This window comes from Nocardia shimofusensis NBRC 100134 (assembly GCF_001613125.1).
Lineage (GTDB): Bacteria > Actinomycetota > Actinomycetes > Mycobacteriales > Mycobacteriaceae > Nocardia > Nocardia shimofusensis.
In genome coordinates, this window is record NZ_BDBT01000007.1 from 65,952 (window position 1) to 82,462 (window position 16,511).

At 68.1% G+C, this 16,511-nt stretch carries 13 protein-coding genes; 6 read left to right on the forward strand and 7 right to left on the reverse strand.

All coding sequences use genetic code 11. The features are described from left to right. Positions 1 to 48: 48 nt before the first annotated feature. Complete coding sequence (locus NS3_RS09760) at positions 49 to 453, reverse strand: GbsR/MarR family transcriptional regulator (protein ID WP_084495322.1); 405 nt, start codon at positions 451 to 453, stop codon at positions 49 to 51. A gap of 141 nt (positions 454 to 594) precedes the next feature. Here NS3_RS09760 and NS3_RS09765 point away from each other — a divergent pair, with 141 nt between their 5' ends. Further along, positions 595 to 1,494 carry an ABC transporter ATP-binding protein gene (locus NS3_RS09765; RefSeq protein WP_067857074.1) on the forward strand — a complete coding sequence of 300 codons (900 nt, stop codon included), beginning with the start codon at positions 595 to 597 and terminating at the stop codon, positions 1,492 to 1,494. Continuing rightward, positions 1,484 to 2,275 (forward strand): DUF2705 family protein, encoded by a 792-nt coding sequence (locus NS3_RS09770; RefSeq protein ID WP_067857077.1) that lies wholly within the window; start codon positions 1,484 to 1,486, stop codon positions 2,273 to 2,275. The genes NS3_RS09765 and NS3_RS09770 overlap by 11 nt, the downstream gene beginning before the upstream one ends. 65 nt (positions 2,276 to 2,340) lie before the next feature. Here the strand turns inward: NS3_RS09770 and NS3_RS09775 are convergent, their stop codons facing one another. Next, positions 2,341 to 3,015: a potassium channel family protein gene (locus tag NS3_RS09775; protein WP_067857080.1), complete on the reverse strand. Its 675-nt coding sequence runs from the start codon at positions 3,013 to 3,015 to the stop codon at positions 2,341 to 2,343. Continuing rightward, positions 3,005 to 4,393 (reverse strand): TrkH family potassium uptake protein, encoded by a 1,389-nt coding sequence (locus tag NS3_RS09780; RefSeq protein WP_067857082.1) that lies wholly within the window; start codon positions 4,391 to 4,393, stop codon positions 3,005 to 3,007. The genes NS3_RS09775 and NS3_RS09780 overlap by 11 nt, the downstream gene beginning before the upstream one ends. A 201-nt stretch (positions 4,394 to 4,594) precedes the next feature. On the opposite strand from NS3_RS09780, the gene NS3_RS09785 reads away from it, so the two are divergent. The 4 genes from NS3_RS09785 to NS3_RS09800 all read left to right on the forward strand — a co-directional run bounded on the left by NS3_RS09785 (position 4,595) and on the right by NS3_RS09800 (position 8,008). Next, on the forward strand, positions 4,595 to 4,996 hold the full coding sequence (locus NS3_RS09785) for a YidH family protein (protein ID WP_245649542.1): 402 nt from the start codon (positions 4,595 to 4,597) through the stop codon (positions 4,994 to 4,996). Positions 4,997 to 5,075: 79 nt separating this feature from the next. Further along, positions 5,076 to 5,423: a DUF202 domain-containing protein gene (locus NS3_RS09790; protein ID WP_067857084.1), complete on the forward strand. Its 348-nt coding sequence runs from the start codon at positions 5,076 to 5,078 to the stop codon at positions 5,421 to 5,423. A gap of 346 nt (positions 5,424 to 5,769) precedes the next feature. Next, on the forward strand, positions 5,770 to 7,092 hold the full coding sequence (locus NS3_RS09795) for a cytochrome P450 (RefSeq protein WP_067857087.1): 1,323 nt from the start codon (positions 5,770 to 5,772) through the stop codon (positions 7,090 to 7,092). A gap of 100 nt (positions 7,093 to 7,192) precedes the next feature. After that, positions 7,193 to 8,008, forward strand: coding sequence for a DUF1206 domain-containing protein (locus NS3_RS09800; RefSeq protein ID WP_067857090.1), 816 nt, complete (start codon positions 7,193 to 7,195; stop codon positions 8,006 to 8,008). 133 nt (positions 8,009 to 8,141) lie between these two features. On the opposite strand, the gene NS3_RS09805 is transcribed toward NS3_RS09800, so the two are convergent. The 4 genes from NS3_RS09805 to NS3_RS09820 all read right to left on the reverse strand — a co-directional run bounded on the left by NS3_RS09805 (position 8,142) and on the right by NS3_RS09820 (position 16,406). Next, positions 8,142 to 8,492 (reverse strand): helix-turn-helix transcriptional regulator, encoded by a 351-nt coding sequence (locus NS3_RS09805; protein WP_157101274.1) that lies wholly within the window; start codon positions 8,490 to 8,492, stop codon positions 8,142 to 8,144. Between the two features lie 2 nt (positions 8,493 to 8,494). Beyond that, on the reverse strand, positions 8,495 to 9,463 hold the full coding sequence (locus tag NS3_RS09810) for a TerC family protein (protein WP_281205283.1): 969 nt from the start codon (positions 9,461 to 9,463) through the stop codon (positions 8,495 to 8,497). 275 nt (positions 9,464 to 9,738) lie between these two features. Beyond that, positions 9,739 to 12,147, reverse strand: a complete 2,409-nt coding sequence (locus NS3_RS09815; protein ID WP_067857094.1) for a SpoIIE family protein phosphatase — start codon at positions 12,145 to 12,147, stop codon at positions 9,739 to 9,741. Beyond that, complete coding sequence (locus NS3_RS09820) at positions 12,147 to 16,406, reverse strand: HAMP domain-containing protein (protein ID WP_067857096.1); 4,260 nt, start codon at positions 16,404 to 16,406, stop codon at positions 12,147 to 12,149. Before NS3_RS09820 ends, NS3_RS09815 begins: the two co-directional genes overlap by 1 nt. Positions 16,407 to 16,511 lie beyond the last annotated feature (105 nt).

Sequence of the window (16,511 nt, forward strand, 5' to 3'; positions counted from 1 at the left end):
CCGAACGCGGGAGCCGGTGTACCTCCGGCCCGGCTCCCACGCGCGAGGTCAGGGATGCTCGGCGGCGTATCGCTCGCGCCATCGATCGATCAACGGGACCAGCTCGTCGACCATGAAGGCGTAGAAGTCCTGCATCTCGTGCAGACGGCGAGCGGTGACGGTGTCCGGGCCGGTGGCGTCGATGCCTTCGCGCGCCGCGTCGCGCATGGTGGCCAGCATCGTGTTCTGCTGCGACATGAGGGCAGCCCACGCCCCGGCCCGGAAACGATAGTGATCGCGGCGGCTGCCCGGTGCGGGCACGCGTTCGATTAAGCCGACCGGCATGAGGTGTTTGATGGCGGTCGACACCGCCCCGGAGCTGATCGACAACTCCGCGCACAGGTCGGCCGCGGTCATGGTTTCCTGCTCGGTGTAGAGCAGGGCCGTCAGCACCCGAGCGGTCGAACGTTGCATTCCGCCGCCCGCCGACAAGGTCAGGGCCAGCTTCTCCGCGGATTCTCGCAATCGCTCATTGGTTCCCACGCACCGAAGGTATCAGACCTGCGAATCTTCAAAGTATTTGCAAATCTCTGAAAGTTCGATACGTTCAGATGCATGGTGAACGCAATCGAGGTGAACCAGCTCACGAAGACCTACGGCTCGTCCCGGGGGCTCGTCGAGCTGACCCTGTCCGTCCAACGAGGAGAGGTCTTCGGATTTCTCGGCCCCAACGGCGCCGGGAAATCCACGACGATCCGGCTGTTGCTGGACCTCATCCGCCCGACCAGCGGCACGGCCCGGGTCCTCGACCTCGACCCTCGTGCCGACGCCGTCCGGTTGCATGCCCGGATCGGCTATCTCGCCGGTGATTTCGTCGCGCCCGCACGCCAGCGGGTGGGATCGGCGCTGCGGTTCCTCGCCGCGTTGCGTGGCGGCGCGGGCTCCGATCGCATCGATGCCCTGTGCGACCGGCTGGAGCTGGATCAGGACAAGCAGATCTCGGCCCTGTCGAAGGGGAACCGGCAGAAGGTCGGGCTGGTGCAGGCGTTCATGCACGAACCCGAGCTGCTGATCCTCGACGAGCCCACATCGGGATTGGACCCGCTGGCCCAGCAGGTGTTCCTCGACATGGTGTCCGAGGCCGCGGCCGCCGGCCGGACGGTGTTCATGTCCAGTCACATCATGAGCGAGGTCGAAGCGGTCGCCGATCGGGTCGCGATCATCCGCGAGGGCCGTCTGGTCGCCCTCGACACCGTCGCCGGCTTGCGCGCCGACGCCCGACGGGATGTCGAGGTCAGCTTCACCCGCCCCGTCGAGGCGGCGGAATTCGCCGGCCTGGCGGGGGTCGGCGAGGTACGGATCGAGGGCTCGACCCTGCGCTGCCAGGTGACCGGCAGCCCGGACGCCTTGCTGCGCGCCCTGGCCGGGCATCACGTCGTCGGTCTGCTCGTCACCGAACCCGCGTTGGAAGACCTGTTCCACAGCTATTACACCGGAGAAGCCGATGCTGCCTGACATCTACACCCGAACCCTGATCGACAACCGCCGCCTTCTGCTGGCGTGGTCGGTCGGCACCGCGGCGGTCGGACTGCTCTATGCCGCGTTCTATCCGCAGGTGTCCGAAGGCGGCATGGCCGAAGCCGTGCAGAACTACCCCGAAGCGATGCGCGAAGCCTTGCGGATGAACGACGTCGACTCGGCGGCGGGATATCTCGGTTCGACGGTGTTCGGTCTCCTGCTGCCCCTGCTGGTGATGGCGTTCGGAGTCACCTTCGGCGCCCGCGCTGTCGCAGGCGACGAGGAGAGCGGCTACCTGGACCTGCTGCTCGCGCATCCGGTGGGCCGCGTTCGGCTGGCGGTGCAGCGATTCGCCGCCCTGGTCACCGGCGCTGTGGTCATCGCGGCCTTGGTCTTGCTCGGCATGGTGGCCCTGCGTCCCGCGGCGGACCTCGAATCGATCGGCATCGCGGAATTCGCCGCTCAATGCGCGCATCTGGCGCTGCTGGGGGTCACCTTCGGCGCGCTGGGCATCGGCCTGGGCGCCGCGCTCGGCAAACGCGGCCAGGCCCTGGCGATCGCGGTCGGCATCGGGGTGCTCACCTATGTCGCGGGCAACCTCGCCGGTGTCATCGGCGCCGACTGGCTGAAATACCTCTCGCCTTTCCACTACTACATCGGCGGCGAACCGCTGCGCCACGGAATGCAGTGGGCCGACGCCGGGGTCCTCGTCGTGGTGTCGGCCGTCCTGGCGGCTGCCGGGTTCCTGCGCTTCAACCGGCGCGACCTGCGCTCCTGACACCGGGTCCTGGGGTGCGCGGCCGCTTCCGGCGACCGCGGACCCTCGCGTTCGCCGCGATGGATTCAGGTGAGGTCGGTGAAATGCTCCACGTCGGCGACGCGGCCCGACACGATGAGCACGTCACCCGCTTCGACGACGGTATCCGGGGTCGCATAGGTGAAGTCCGCGTCGTGATGTTTGATCGCGACCACAGTGATGTCGAACTGCCGGCGCAAGCCGCTGGCGGTGAGGGTTCTGCCGACGCTGGCTCGGGGTGCGATGGTCTTGGCCATGGCGTAGTCGGCGTCGAACTCGATGTAGTCGATCATCCCCCCGGTGACCAGATGCGCCACGCGTTCGCCCATATCGTGTTCGGGCAGCACGACATGGTGGGCGCCGACCCGTTCCAGGATCTGGCCGTGGCGGCGGCTGGTCGCTTTCGCCCAGATCTTCGGAATCCGGAAGTCGGCCAGCAGCGAAGTGGTCAGGATGCTGGCCTCGATATTGCTGCCGATGCCGACGACCGCGTGCGGATAGTCCGGCACTCCCAACTGTTCGAGAGCCTCCATGTCGGTGGTGTCGGCGACCGCGACATGGGTCAGCTCATCGGAATACTGCTGCACCAGTGTCGGATTCGAGTCGAGGGCGAGCACTTCCGACCCGTGGGCGACCAGTTCCCGAGCCAGCGCGCCGCCGAAGCGGCCCAGGCCGACCACGACGACACGGGTGCCCCGTTTGCGTACGGCTCTACCCGACAATGGGGCGCTCCTCGGGCAGTTCGTAGCGGCGTCCGCGGTCGCGCAAGGCCAACGCGGTGGCCAGGGTTATCGGACCCAACCGGCCCATGAACATCAACACGATCAACACGATAAGCCCCGAATCGGGGATGTCCGCGGTGATACCCGTCGACAACCCCACCGTGCCGAACGCGGACACCACCTCGAACAGCACCGCGTCCAGAGTCATGCCGGTGATCGCCAGCAGCAGGAGCGTCCCGATCACCACCGCGCCACCGCCGAGCAACACCACCGTGATCGCCTGACGCTGTACCGGGGCGGCCAGCCTGCGCCCCATGACGTGGACCGTCGGCTCCCCGCGGATCTCGGCGATGATCACGAACGCGAGCAGAGCGAACGTGGTCACCTTGATCCCGCCCGCGGTACCCGCGCTGCCGCCGCCGACGAACATCAGCACATCGTTGACCAACAACGTCGCCGAATGCATGGACCCGACATCCACCGAATTGAACCCCGCGGTACGGGGGCTGAGCCCGTGGAAACCGCCGACCAGGAGCTTGTGCGCCGTGCCCAGCGGCCCCAGCGTGTCCGGGTTGGTCCACTCGAAGGTCGTCACCGCGACCACCCCGACCAGGCTCAACAGGGCATAGGCGATCAGGGTGATCCTGGTGTGCAGCGACCACCGCCGCCACCGGAACTCACGCACCTGTTGCCGCCGCAGCGACCGGGTGACCTCGAAGATCACCGGGAATCCGAGCCCGCCGATCACCAGCGCCAGCGAAATCGGCACGATGATCCAAGGGTCGGTGGCAAAGCCGATCAGGCTGTCCTGATACAGGGCGAATCCGGCGTTGTTGAACGCAGAAATCGCGTGGAACACGCCCAGATAGACAGCTCGCGCGACGGACTCGCCGTAACCCGTCATGAATCGCGCGGTGAGCGCCACAGCGACGATCGCCTCCACCAGCAGACTCATGCGAATCACGCCGACCACGACCCGGCGGCTCTCCCCCAACCGCACGGTCTTGGTCTCGGTCTGGGCGATGAGCTGCATGCGCAGCCCCATCCGCCGCGCCACGAGCAAGCCGAACAACGACGCCAGCGTCATGATTCCGAGCCCGCCGATCTGGATCAATCCCAGGATCACCAGCTCGCCGAACAACGACCAGTGGCTCTCGGTATCCACGACGACCAAGCCGGTCACGCACACCGCTGATACTGCGGTGAACAACGCGGTGATCGGGTCGGTTGCCGTCCTGCTCTCCGTGGCGATCGGCAGCAGCAGCAGAATCGTGCCGACCAGGGTGGCTGCCCCGAATCCGAAGACCACCAGCCGGGCCGGGTGCCGCGGTTGGGTCAGCCAACCGGTCAGCCCGCGCCATCTGTGAACGATCGCCATCGTGGACACGCACCGACACTACGTTCCGGAACCACCACTCCCGCATCGCCGCCGCCGGTTGGTAGCGACTCCGGAGAAGTATCCTGTTCCCGGCCCGCCTGTGCCTGCGTGGGAGGCCCGCACCGGCTACCCGCTGGAAATCTGCTTCGCCGGAGGGCGATGCGCTGGACTCGATGTCTGCGGCCGGGGCCGCGGACGGCAGTGACGGAGGAGGTTGCCGAGGTGGCGGATGCCGACGACGAAGCAGTCCCGCGCCGGTTTCCCGCGCGGGTCTACGGCACGGGCGTCGAGCCGGACGCCCGCTTCAGCCTGGCCAACGAGCGGACCTATCTGGCATGGATACGCACGTCGCTGGCGCTCATGGCCGCGGGGGTGGCATTGCAGGTGTTCGGAGTCGGTGACCGTTCCACACCCAGTGTGGCGGCCTCGGCTCTACTGACAGGATCGGCGGTCGTGTTGCCGATCCTGGCATGGACGGGGTGGGCGCGCACCGAACGCAGTCTGCGTCGGTCGGCGCCGCTGCCTGCTCCGCACATCGCGGTACCGCTGTCGTTGGTCCTGGCCGTAGCGGCGGGCTTGGTCTGCTGGTCGATGCTGATATGACCCCCGCTGATATGCCCCCGCGTCCATGACTCCGGGCGAAGGTGATGCCCCGGCGCCGCCGTCCGACGGTGGCTTACAGGTGGAGCGAACCACGCTCGCGTGGTATCGCACCGCCTGCTCGCTGATGATCTTCGAGTTGGTGGGAGTGCGCATCACCGCCGAGTTACGCGAGACCGCTTCGACCGTCCTGCTCATGGTGCTCACCGTGCCCACACTGGTGCTGATCGTGACAGGTGTGCCCCGCTCGGCGACATCCGGTCATCGCCTCGCGGTGGGCCGGAACGGGGTGACCTACGTGCGCTCCCCCGACGGCAGGCGATCACTGCTGCTGTCGCTGCTCGTCGCGACCCTCGGGGTCATGTGTCTTCTGGCGGTTCTGCTCGGTGGCCCGGGGAACCCGCTCGACGCGACCGTCATGGTCGACTGAGCGGCGTGGTCTCGCTCGGGCCCTGGCGGTACCGCGACACGGTGAGGCGCTGCTCGCGGTCGTTCCATTCCGGGATGGGCAGCGGGAACCAGGAGCTGCCATCCAGCCACACCTGGCCCAGCAACGGGACCGGCTGCCGCACACCTTGGCGTTCGCGGTGTTTCCGCACTTCGCGATGGATGTCGCGATGACAACCATGCTCGTCGCCGCGCTCTAGCGTCGCCTACCGGGGGCAATCGGTATCGATCACAAGCCCGAGCAATTGGGGGCACCGGACTGCCGAACTCCCTGCCGCAGAAGCTGTTCGGCGATTGCGAGGCGCGGCGGCAACGGTGAGGATGGCGGGATGTGTTCTGCCCAAGTCGCTTTGCGTGAACTGCCCCGCCTACGCACCCGTCACCTCGGCATGCTCGGCGGGCTGCTGCGGCCGGGCACACATTCCTCGCCGTTGCTCGAGCTCGGGGAACGGTTCGTCGTCTCGCCACCCGCCTTCCCGACCATGCTGGTCACCCACCAGCCCGACGACGTGCGCGCGCTGTTCGCCGATCACGAGAACTTCTCCGTCGGGCAGGTGCTGAGCCGGTTCTCCAGTCACGACGTGATGTTCGGCGAACAGACGCTGATCTTCCTCGACGGCGAGGAACACCGCCGCGAGCGCAAACTCTTCTCACCGCCTTTTCAGCACAAGGCGCTGCAGTCCTACGAGGACCTCATGGTGGGGGTGGTCGAGCGCGCGATTCCGACCTGGCCGGTGGACGAGCCGTTCGCGTTCCTGCGCGCCGGGTACGGGATGGCGCTCGACATCCTGCTCGGCGTCGTCTTCGGCGACGTCGAGCACGAGCGGATGGCGCGGCTGCGCCGAGCCGTGCGTGCCTGGTTCGACGAGATCGAGAGCCGTGGATTCCTCACCGTCACTCTGCTGACCCCGTTCCTCGGCGGCTACACCCTGCCCTATCCCCCGCTGACCCGTCGCCGGGACCAGGTCGACGCCGTCATCGTGGAGGAGATCACCGCTCGCCGCGCGACCCCGGGTGAGCACCGCGCCGATCTGTTGTCCCGATACGTGGGCACCGGCCTCGATCAGCACGACGACGCCGCGCTGGCCCGCAACATGCGCGGCGTGCTGCTCGGCGCCTACGAGACCACCGCCATCACCCTCGGCTGGGTGGCGACCATGCTGGCCGCGCACCCCGAGGCCATGGCCGAGGTGGACGCCGCGGCCGACGCGGGCGATCGTGACCGGCTGGACGCCTACCTCGACGCGGTGGTCGCCGAGACGATGCGCCTGCGGCCCGTCTCGCCGTTCACCGGGCGCCGCGCCTTGCGCGACACCGTCGTCAACGGCATCGCCGTTCCGAAGGGCGCGATCGTCATCGTGCCGATCCTGCTCATCCACGAAGCACCGTGGTACTACGCCGACCCGCTCACCTTCCGGCCGGAACGCTTCCTCGGCGAACGCCCCGGCGGCTACACCTGGCTGACCTTCGGCGCGGGGGCGCACCGGTGTCTGGGGGCCCAGTTCGCGCTCGCCGAAGCCAGGATCCTGTTCCGCACCCTGTTCGAGCAGCGGCGCATCGAGACCGTCCCCGGTCCGATCGAGCCACCGCGGCGCTACCACACCGGCCTCAGCCCCGCCTACGACGCGCGAATCACGATGCGCGAGCGCTGACATCGCCTGTCCTCATCCGAGCAAGCAGCGGCGCCTGTTTCGACACCCACGCGCCGGGTATCTGCGCTAACGATCGGCACCCCACGGATGAGAAGGCACCATGGCTTACAGCAACACCTCGACATCGTCCACGGCGGGCCGGATCGCGCAGCATCCCACGTTCGAGCGATTCGCCCGGGCCGGCTTCGTGATGTCCGGCATCGTCCACCTGATCATCGCCTACATCGCCTTGCGCGTCGCCTTCGGCGGCGGCGGTACCGCCGATCAATCCGGCGCCATGGCGCAGATCGCCGCGGCGCCCTTCGGCAAGGTCGTGCTGTGGGTCGCGGTGGTGGCCTTCGTGCTCATGGCGCTGTGGCAGCTGGCCGAGGCGATATTCGGCAGCGCATCCAAGCCCGACGAGACGGACAAGAAGAAAGAGGCGTTCCGGCGGGTCAAGGCGCTGGCAGTGGCCGTGGTCTACGCCGCGCTGGCGCTCATGGCGTTCACCTTCGCCCGTGGCGGCGGCAAGTCCAGCAGCGGTGACAGCCAGAGTCTGACCGCCCGGCTCATGCAGAACACCGCGGGCACTGCCGTGCTCGTGGTCGGCGGACTGGTGATCATCGCGGTCGGCGGCTACTACGTGCACAAGGGTGTCACCGGCCGATTCATGGAGGACCTGGACACGAACACCACCAACATCCGCCGCCTGGGCACCGCGGGTCATATCGCGAAGGGGGCGGCCATCGGCGCGATCGGCGTGCTGGTGATTCTCGCGGTCACCAGCTCTGCGCCCGACAAGGCCGCTGGGCTCGACGGCGCACTCAAGACCCTCGGCGCCCAGCCCTATGGGGTCGTCCTGCTGGTGATCGCCGCGCTCGGCATCGCCGCCTTCGGCCTGTTCAGCTTCGTCCAGGCCAAGCACGCCAAAATGTAGGCAGCGCGCTCCGATTCGGCGATCTGTGTCCGGGGTCGCGCGCGTGTGGGCGGCCGGATACTCACTCGACGACCCGGTGATCCAACTGCTCACCGCCGCTTTCGTGCCCGCGTTGTCGCCCTCGGCGGTGCGGTCAGCGCAGAGCGGTGATGAGTTCGCCCACGGTATGCGCGGATTCGAGAGGGTGACGCAGGCGGCCGTGGGCGTGGACGGTGTAGGTGTTGCGGCGGCCGTTCTTGACGCGGGTGAGGTAGCCGTCGTCGATGAGGTCGGCGATGATGGCCTGCACGGCGCGTTCGGTGATGCCGACGGCCTGGGCGAGTTCACGCATGGTCAGCTCGCCGTCGCGCGAGAGGCACAGCAGCACGTGGGCGTGGTTGGTGAGGAAAGTCCAGGTCCGTGCCGGTGCCGGCTGCGCGTCCCCGGTGGAGCGGTCGGCGGGGGTGGCCGTGGCGTCGGAGGGCATACTCGCACGATAGACCATCGTCATTTCCGGTATCCACCTTCGGATGTCGTCGCGAAGTGTGTGTCGGAACCCTCGGCCGGGAGTACGCGGGTCCGCGTCAGGCTGGCGGCGACGGCGACGGCGAGGATGACGACGACCACGGCCAGGGAGGCGGTGGTGGGGATCTTGTAGATCTCGAGCAGCAGCATCTTGACACCGACCCACACCAGCACGATCGCCAAACCCAGCTTCAGATAGATGAAGCGGTGCATCAGGTCGGCGAGCATGAAGTACATCGCGCGCAGGCCCAGGATGGCGAAAGCGTTGGAGGTGAACACCAGGAACGGTTCGCTGGTGACGGCGAAGATGGCGGGGATGGAGTCCACCGCGAAGACGATGTCGGTGGTCTCGACCAGCACCAGCACCGCCAGCAACGGCGTGGCCAGCCTGCGACCGTGCTCTCGGACCCAGAACTTCTGACCGCGCAAGCCGTCGGTCATCGGCACCAGGCGCCGGAACCCGCGTAGCACCAGGGATTTCGCCGGGTCGATGGTGTCGTCGCTGTGGCGGGCCATCTTGATGCCGGTGGCCACCAGGAACGCGCCGAAGACATAGAGGATCCAGGCGAAACTCGCGATCAGGATCGATCCGGCGGCGATGAACGCCCCGCGGAAGACCAGCGCGCCCAGCACGCCGTAGAACAGCACCCGGTGCTGGTATTCGCGCGGCACGGCGAAGTAGCCGAAGATGACCGCGAAGACGAACACGTTGTCCACCGCCAGGGATTTCTCGATCACGTACCCGGCGTAGTACTGGGCGGCGAATTCCCCACCCCACCGCCACCAGATCAGCCCGCCGAAGCCGACCGCCAGGGCGACCCATAGCGCCGACCAGACCGCGGCCTCGCGCACGCCGACCACATGGGCTTTGCGGTGGGCGAACAAGTCCACCGCCAGCATCGCCATGATGACCCCCAGTACCGCGGGCCACATCCACAACGGAACCGACACGATCGGGGTCCTTTCGCTCCGGGAGCGGTTCGGCGGCGCGAAAAAGTGAACGAATTCGGCTCACGCGCCGACATACCCATCAAAGGGAATCTTGCTTCGCGATCTATAATTCACGAACTACACTTCCGTTGTCAAGGTTCGCGAAGTCGGCTTCCCTATCGAAGGCGCACGGACGGTACAGGTCGTCGGCGATCGTTGCTCACCGTCGAGGAGATATGGGTGCTGCTGGGCCCTGGCCGCGCCGCGCTGCCGACGACGGCGACGACCGGGGTTCCCTAGCTGGTCGGCGTGCTGGATCCTTGCCCCACCTTGATGCCGACAAGGCAGGTGTCGTCATCGGTGTTGGCATCGCTCTGGTCGAGCAGATGGTCCACGAGATCGTCCAGATTCCCCTGGAACCGGGCCGACTGGTCGAGCATCCGGTCCACGCATTCGTCGATGTCGAGGTCGCGGCGTTCGACGAGTCCGTCGGTGTACAGCAGCAGGACGTCGTCCGCCTCGAGTTGGAGTTCGGCTTCCTGATAACTCGTCTCGGCCACGGCGCCCAGGAGGATTCCCGGGATCTCGGGCAGGGCGGCGGCCTCGCCGTCGCGAATCAGCACCGGCGGCAGGTGGCCGGCTCGCGCCCAGCGCAGGACGCGAGTCTGCGGGTCGTAGAGGCCGCAGACGGCGGTGGCGTAGATGTCGTCGGTGAGGTAGTGGGTGACGTGGTTGAGCCAGGTCAGCATCTGCCCGGGGCCTGCGCCGGTGGTGGCCAGGCCGCGAAGGGCGTTGCGCAACACGACCATTCCGGTGGCGGCTTTGATGCCGTGACCGGTGATGTCGCCGACGGAGACCAAGATCTGCTTGGAGGGCAGCACGATCGCGTCGTACCAGTCGCCGCCGACGAGTGCGTCCTGCTCGGTGGGCTGGTAGCGGACCGCGATCTGGAGTCCGAACGCCTCGATCGAGGGCTGCGCGGCGGGCATGATCGCCTGCTGCAGCTGACGCGCGAGCCTGCTGTGCTCGGCGGCCTGCTCCTCGGTGTGCACCAGACGGTCCTGGGTGGCCGAGAGCGCGACCTCGGTCCAATGCTGTGCGGAGATGTCCTGGTAGGCGCCGCGCAGCGCCATCAGGTGACCGGCGGTGTCGACGACCGGTTCGGCGATGATGCGGATGTGGCGGGTGTCGCCGTTCGGCCGGATGATGCGGAACGCCGCCGAGGCCGAACGGCGGTAACGCAACAGTGTCCGCAGAAGTCGCTGGACCGCGTCGGTGTCGTCGTCGTGGACGTGGGCGGGCAGTTGTGCCAGCGGGATCGGGTCGTCGGACGGGGTGAGTCCGTACAGGGCGTAGAGCTGGCTGCTCCAGGTGATCTCGCCGGTGGCGGCATTCTCCTCGAACCCGCCGACGCGGCCGAGCCGCTGAGCGTGCTGCAGCAGCGCCGCGAGCCGGGCGGTCTCGTCCTCCACCCGCCACACCACGAGCAGGGTGTCGCCGTGGCGGCTGATGCTCAGAGCGGCCGAGACGGTCAACGGCACCTGGTCGACCAGCTCGGTCAGCACCATCCGGTCGGCGCGGTAGGTCTCACCGGTGGCGAAGACGTGCTCGATGCGTTCGAACAGTTGCCCCTCGGCGGCGGCCATCGGGTAGGCCTCGAGCAGCAGTGCGCCGTTGACCATGCCCTGCGGGCGGCCGGCGGGATCGACGAAGCTCCGGTTGACATGGTGGATGCGGAAATCGGCGAGTTCGCCGTCGCCGCCGAAGTGGGGCAGCAACACCAGCGCGGAGTCGAACAAGCCGTCGGACAGCCGGACGAGGTCGGCGAGGTGGGACCGGTCCGGTAGTACCACCGTCGGCAGGTCGGCTTCGAGCGTGTGCGCGCACAGCTCGGCCAGCGCCTCGAGCTGCTTGCGCACCTGGGGCGGTTGCGGCGAAAGCGGCTGCGGCCAGCACACTTCCAGCACGCCGATCAGCCTGCCGCCCGCGCTGGCGGGGATCGCCGCCCGGCCACCGTCGCGGTCACCGATCGAGGGCAGTCCCGACCGGCCCAGATGCTCGATCCACTGCGTCTGACGCGCGTCCAGCGCCTGACGCGCCGGGGTGAGGACGCCGGGAGGCACATACCGCCACCGCTCCGCCTCGTGCAGGTCGATGCCGGCGAATCCGGCCAGCGTCAACGAGGCGTCGCTACCCACCGACCAGATCGCGAGCGCGGTCGCGCCCAGTGGAGCGAGAGCGTTCTCTAGCACCGATTGCGCGACCCGCTGCGGATCACCGGTCGCCAGCAGCCCGCTCTCGGCGGTGCGCAGCCGCACGGCGGCCGAGGATTCCTCCGGTGTGGCGGTGCGCATGAGGAATTCTTCGACGGTGGCGCTGACCTTGTCCTGCGCGGCCTGGTTGACCAGATCGGCGGCCAGTTCCAGCGCGGTGACCCCGGCGCGCTCGGCCAGCGCGTCCAGCTGACGCGCCGCCTCGGTGGGTCCGCAGCGCAACCGCTCGACCAGCACGCCCTTGGCCATCTCGATCAATGCCCGGCCGTCCGCGGCCGCCTGGGCCTGGGCGATCTCGGCACGCAACCGCTCCACCGTGGCGGCCAACCGGGTGACGGCAGGCTGGGTGAGAGCAGGCTGGTCGGCCTGATGGGCACCCGCAGCGACCGCCGGCGCCGGGCCGGGGGTGCCGGGTGACTCGAGTCCTGTCATCACGCCCCCAGCCAGTGCTGGATGCAGGCGATCAGCGCGTCGGCGTCCACCGGTTTGGTGACGTAGTCGTTCGCGCCGGAGGCGATGCTCTTCTCCCGATCGCCGAGCATGGCCTTGGCGGTCACGGCGATGATCGGCAGGTCCACGTACTCGGGCATCTCGCGGATCTTCGCGGTCGCGGTGTAGCCGTCCATCTCCGGCATCATCACGTCCATCAGCACCAGGTCCGTCTCGGGGTGGGCGAGCAGGGTGTCGATGCCCTCGCGCCCGTTCTCGGCGTGCAGCACGGTGATGCCCTGCAGCTCCAGAATGCTGCTGAGCGCGAACAGGTTACGGGCGTCGTCGTCGACGATCAGCACCGTGCGTCCCGCGAGTCTGCCGTCCGGGTGCACCGGCGCCGTGGCGGGCGCCTCCTCCCCGCGGACAAGGGGCAGTACGTCGCCGGGCGCCTCCGCGGCGACGTGCAGGGCGATGCGTTCGCGCAGTTCGTCCAGGCTCGACAGCAACTCCAGTGGCTGACGCGAGGTGCGCTCCTGCAGCAGGCGCTCCTGCTCGGCACCGAGCCTGCGATTGTTGTGCGCGAGCACCGGCACGGTGCTCGACGCCGCGTCCCCGTCCATCGTCTCGAGCAGCCGCAGCGCGGCGTCGTCGGGCATGTCCAGCTCGAGCACCACGCAGTGGAACACCTCGGTCGCCATCGCCGCGGCGGCCTCTTCCACGCCGACCGCGGTGACGATCTGCACCGGGCCGCGCGGGTCGTGGCTGTCCGCCAGGTCGCCCACCGCGCTCTGCGCGACCAGGGACAGCAGTCCCTGCGGGCGCTCCTCCACGACCAGCAGCCTGCGCAGCTGTTGGGGCGCGGCCGGAGCGGGCGTGCGTTCGACGGTGACGGCGGCCTGTCCTGAGTCCGTACGCTCCTGCGGAGGCGCGTCCTGGAAGTCCGGCCGGGCCACCGGCAGGTACAGCGTGAAGGTGCTGCCCTTGCCGGGCGAGCTCTGGGCGGTGATGGCGCCGCCGAGCAGATAGGCGATCTCCCGGCTGATCGACAGGCCCAGGCCGGTTCCCCCGTACTTGCGACTGGTGGTGCCGTCGGCCTGCTGGAACGCGCCGAAGATCGATTCGAGCTGATGTTCGGCGATACCGATGCCGGTGTCGATCACCCGGAAAGCGACGACCGGGCCGTGCCTGCGGGCGGCGGCGGGCAGTTCGTCGGCCGTCGCCGGTTCGATGCGCAGCTCCACCGACCCGGCCTCGGTGAACTTCACCGCGTTGGACAACAGGTTGCCCAGCACCTGCCGCAACCGGGAGTCGTCGGTGAGCAGGTCCAGCGGCAGACCGGCGGAGGTGACGACCCGGAACCCGAGGTTCTTCTGCGTGGTCATCGGCCGGAAGGTGGCCTCCACGTAGTCCAGCAGCTTGCGCAGCGGCACCGACTCGGGGCTGATGTCCATCTTGCCCGCCTCGACCTTGGACAGGTCGAGGATGTCGTTGATCAGCTGCAGCAGGTCCGAACCCGCCGAATGGATGATTCCCGCGTACTCGACCTGCTTGGGGGTCAGGTTGCGGGTCGGGTTCTGCGCCAGCAACTGCGCGAGGATCAACAGGCTGTTCAACGGGGTGCGCAGCTCGTGGCTCATGTTGGCCAGGAACTCCGACTTGTATTTCGAGGCCAGCGCCAGCTCCTGGGCGCGGGTCTCGAGTTCCTGGCGGGCGTGCTCGATCTCGAGGTTCTTGGCTTCGATGTCGCGGTTCTGCGTGGCCAGCAGCGCCGCCTTCTCCTCCAGTTCGGCGTTGGAGCGCTGCAGCTCGTCCTGCTGCACCTGCAGTTCCTCCGAGCGGGCCTGCAATTCGGAGGTCAGGCGCTGCGACTCCACCAGCAGTTCGTCGGTGCGGGCGTTGGCGATGATGGTGTTGACGTTGACACCCACGGTCTCCATCAGCTGGTCGAGGAAGTCGCGGTGGATGCGGGTGAAGCGGTGCAGGGAGGCCAGCTCGATCACCCCGAGTACCTGGTCTTCCACCACGATCGGCAGCAGGAGCAGGTTGACCGGCGCGGTGCGGCCCAGACCGGAGGAGATGGCGAGGTAGTCGCCGGGGACGTCGTCCACGCCGATGGTGCGGCGGCTGCGCGCGGCCTGCCCGACCAGCGACTGGCCGTAGGCGAACCGGACCTCCTGGCCCGGTTCCCGCGGGCTGCCGTAGGAGCTGATCAGGATCAGCTCGGGTTGTTCGGTGGTCTCGTCGGACAGGTAGAACGCACCGAACTGCGCGGAGACCAGTGGCGCGAGTTCGTCCATGATCAGCTCGGCCACCACGTGCAGATCCCGCTGCCCCTGCATGAGACCGGAGATGCGGGCCAGGTTCGTCTTCAGCCAGTCCTGGTCCTGATTGGCCATGGTGGTCTCGCGCAGCGACTCCACCATCGAGTTGATGTTGTCCTTGAGTTCGGCGACCTCGCCGGAGGCCTCCACGGTGATCGACCGGGTCAGGTCGCCCTCGGCGACGGCGCTGGTGACCTCGGCGATCGCACGGACCTGACGGGTCAGGTTGCCCGCGAGCTCGTTGACGTTCTCGGTCAGCCGCTTCCACGTGCCCGAGACGCCCTCGACCTCGGCCTGGCCGCCCAGCCTGCCTTCCGAACCCACCTCCCTGGCCACGCGGGTGACCTCGGCGGCGAACGCGGACAGCTGATCGACCATCGTGTTGATCGTGGTCTTCAGCGCCAGGATCTCCCCGCGCGCGTCGACGTCGATCTTGCGGGTCAGATCGCCCTGAGCGACCGCGGTGGTGACCTGGGCGATGTTGCGCACCTGATTGGTCAGGTTGTTGGCCATGGAATTGACGTTGTCGGTGAGGTCTTTCCACGTGCCCGCGACGTTCGGCACGCGCGCCTGACCGCCGAGCATGCCCTCGGTGCCGACCTCACGGGCCACCCGGGTCACCTCGTCGGCGAACGCGGACAGCGTGTCGACCATCGTGTTGATGACCCCGGCCAGCGCCGCGACCTCGCCCTTGGCTTCCACGGTGATCTTCTGGCTCAGATCACCGCGCGCGACCGCGGTGGCGACCTGAGCGATCGACCGCACCTGGCCGGTCAGGTTGGAAGCCATCACATTGACGTTGTCGGTGAGGTCCTTCCAGGTGCCCGAGACCCCGCGCACGGTCGCCTGACCGCCGAGATTGCCCTCGGTGCCGACCTCGCGGGCCACCCGGGTGACCTCGTCGGCGAAGGAGGACAGCTGGTCGACCATCGTGTTGATGGTCTCTTTCAGCTCGAGGATCTCCCCGCGCGCGTCCACGCGGATCTTCTGGGTCAGGTCGCCGCGTGCGACGGCGGTGGTGACCTGGGCGATGGACCGCACCTGCGCGGTCAGGTTGTCGGCCATGACGTTGACCGACTCGGTGAGGTCCTTCCAGGTGCCCGAGACACCCTGCACATCGGCCTGGCCGCCCAGCCTGCCTTCGGTGCCGACCTCGCGGGAGACGCGGGTCACCTCGTCGGCGAAGGAAGAGAGCTGGTCGACCATCGTGTTGATGGTGTTCTTGAGTTCCAGGATTTCGCCGCGCGCGTCGACGGTGATGTTCTGGGTGAGGTCGCCGCGTGCGACGGCGGTGGCGACCTGGGCGATGGACCGCACCTGCGCGGTCAGGTTGCCTGCCATGAAGTTCACCGAGTCGGTCAGATCGCGCCAGGTGCCCGAGACACCCTGCACGTCCGCCTGCCCGCCGAGGATGCCTTCGGTGCCGACTTCGCGGGAGACGCGGGTGACCTCGTCGGCGAAGGAGGACAGCTGGTCGACCATCGTGTTGATGGTCTCTTTCAGCTCGAGGATCTCCCCGCGCGCGTCCACGGTGATCTTCTGCGACAGGTCGCCGCTGGCCACCGCGGTCGCGACTTGGGCGATGTCGCGGACCTGACTTGTCAGGTTGCCCGCCATCGCGTTCACCGAGTCCGTGAGGTCCTTCCAGGTGCCGGACACTTCGGGCACCTCGGCTTGCCCGCCGAGCTGTCCCTCCGTGCCGACCTCCCGGGCGACCCGAGTGACCTCGGAGGTGAACAGCGACAGCTGATCGACCATGCCGTTGAACACGGTCGCGATCTCGCCCAGCAACCCGTCGGCGTCGGTCGGCAGCCTGGTCCCGAAATCGCCGTCCCGAACCGCCGTGAGTCCGGCCAGGAGCTGGTGCAATTCGACCTGGCCGGTGGCCTCGGCCTGCTCCGATGCGGTGCGCACGGCTGCCGCCGCTGTATCCGTCATGACCGTCCTCATATCGTGATCGGCTCGGACCGGACGCGCGCGGAACCGAGCGGGAACGCCGGGGCCGGCTGCCGTGCGCTCGACAGCCGGCCGGCTGGTGGCGGC

Bases quoted from the DNA above. Each gene is read 5' to 3' on its own strand.
- NS3_RS09760 (WP_084495322.1), bottom strand. From the start codon at position 453: ATGCAACGTTCGACCGCTCGGGTGCTGACGGCCCTGCTCTACACCGAG.
- NS3_RS09765 (WP_067857074.1), top strand. From the start codon at position 595: ATGGTGAACGCAATCGAGGTGAACCAGCTCACGAAGACCTACGGCTCG.
- NS3_RS09770 (WP_067857077.1), top strand. From the start codon at position 1,484: ATGCTGCCTGACATCTACACCCGAACCCTGATCGACAACCGCCGCCTT.
- NS3_RS09780 (WP_067857082.1), bottom strand. From the start codon at position 4,393: ATGGCGATCGTTCACAGATGGCGCGGGCTGACCGGTTGGCTGACCCAA.
- NS3_RS09795 (WP_067857087.1), top strand. From the start codon at position 5,770: ATGTGTTCTGCCCAAGTCGCTTTGCGTGAACTGCCCCGCCTACGCACC.
- NS3_RS09800 (WP_067857090.1), top strand. From the start codon at position 7,193: ATGGCTTACAGCAACACCTCGACATCGTCCACGGCGGGCCGGATCGCG.
- NS3_RS09805 (WP_157101274.1), bottom strand. From the start codon at position 8,492: ATGGTCTATCGTGCGAGTATGCCCTCCGACGCCACGGCCACCCCCGCC.
- NS3_RS09815 (WP_067857094.1), bottom strand. From the start codon at position 12,147: ATGACAGGACTCGAGTCACCCGGCACCCCCGGCCCGGCGCCGGCGGTC.
- NS3_RS09820 (WP_067857096.1), bottom strand. From the start codon at position 16,406: ATGACGGATACAGCGGCGGCAGCCGTGCGCACCGCATCGGAGCAGGCC.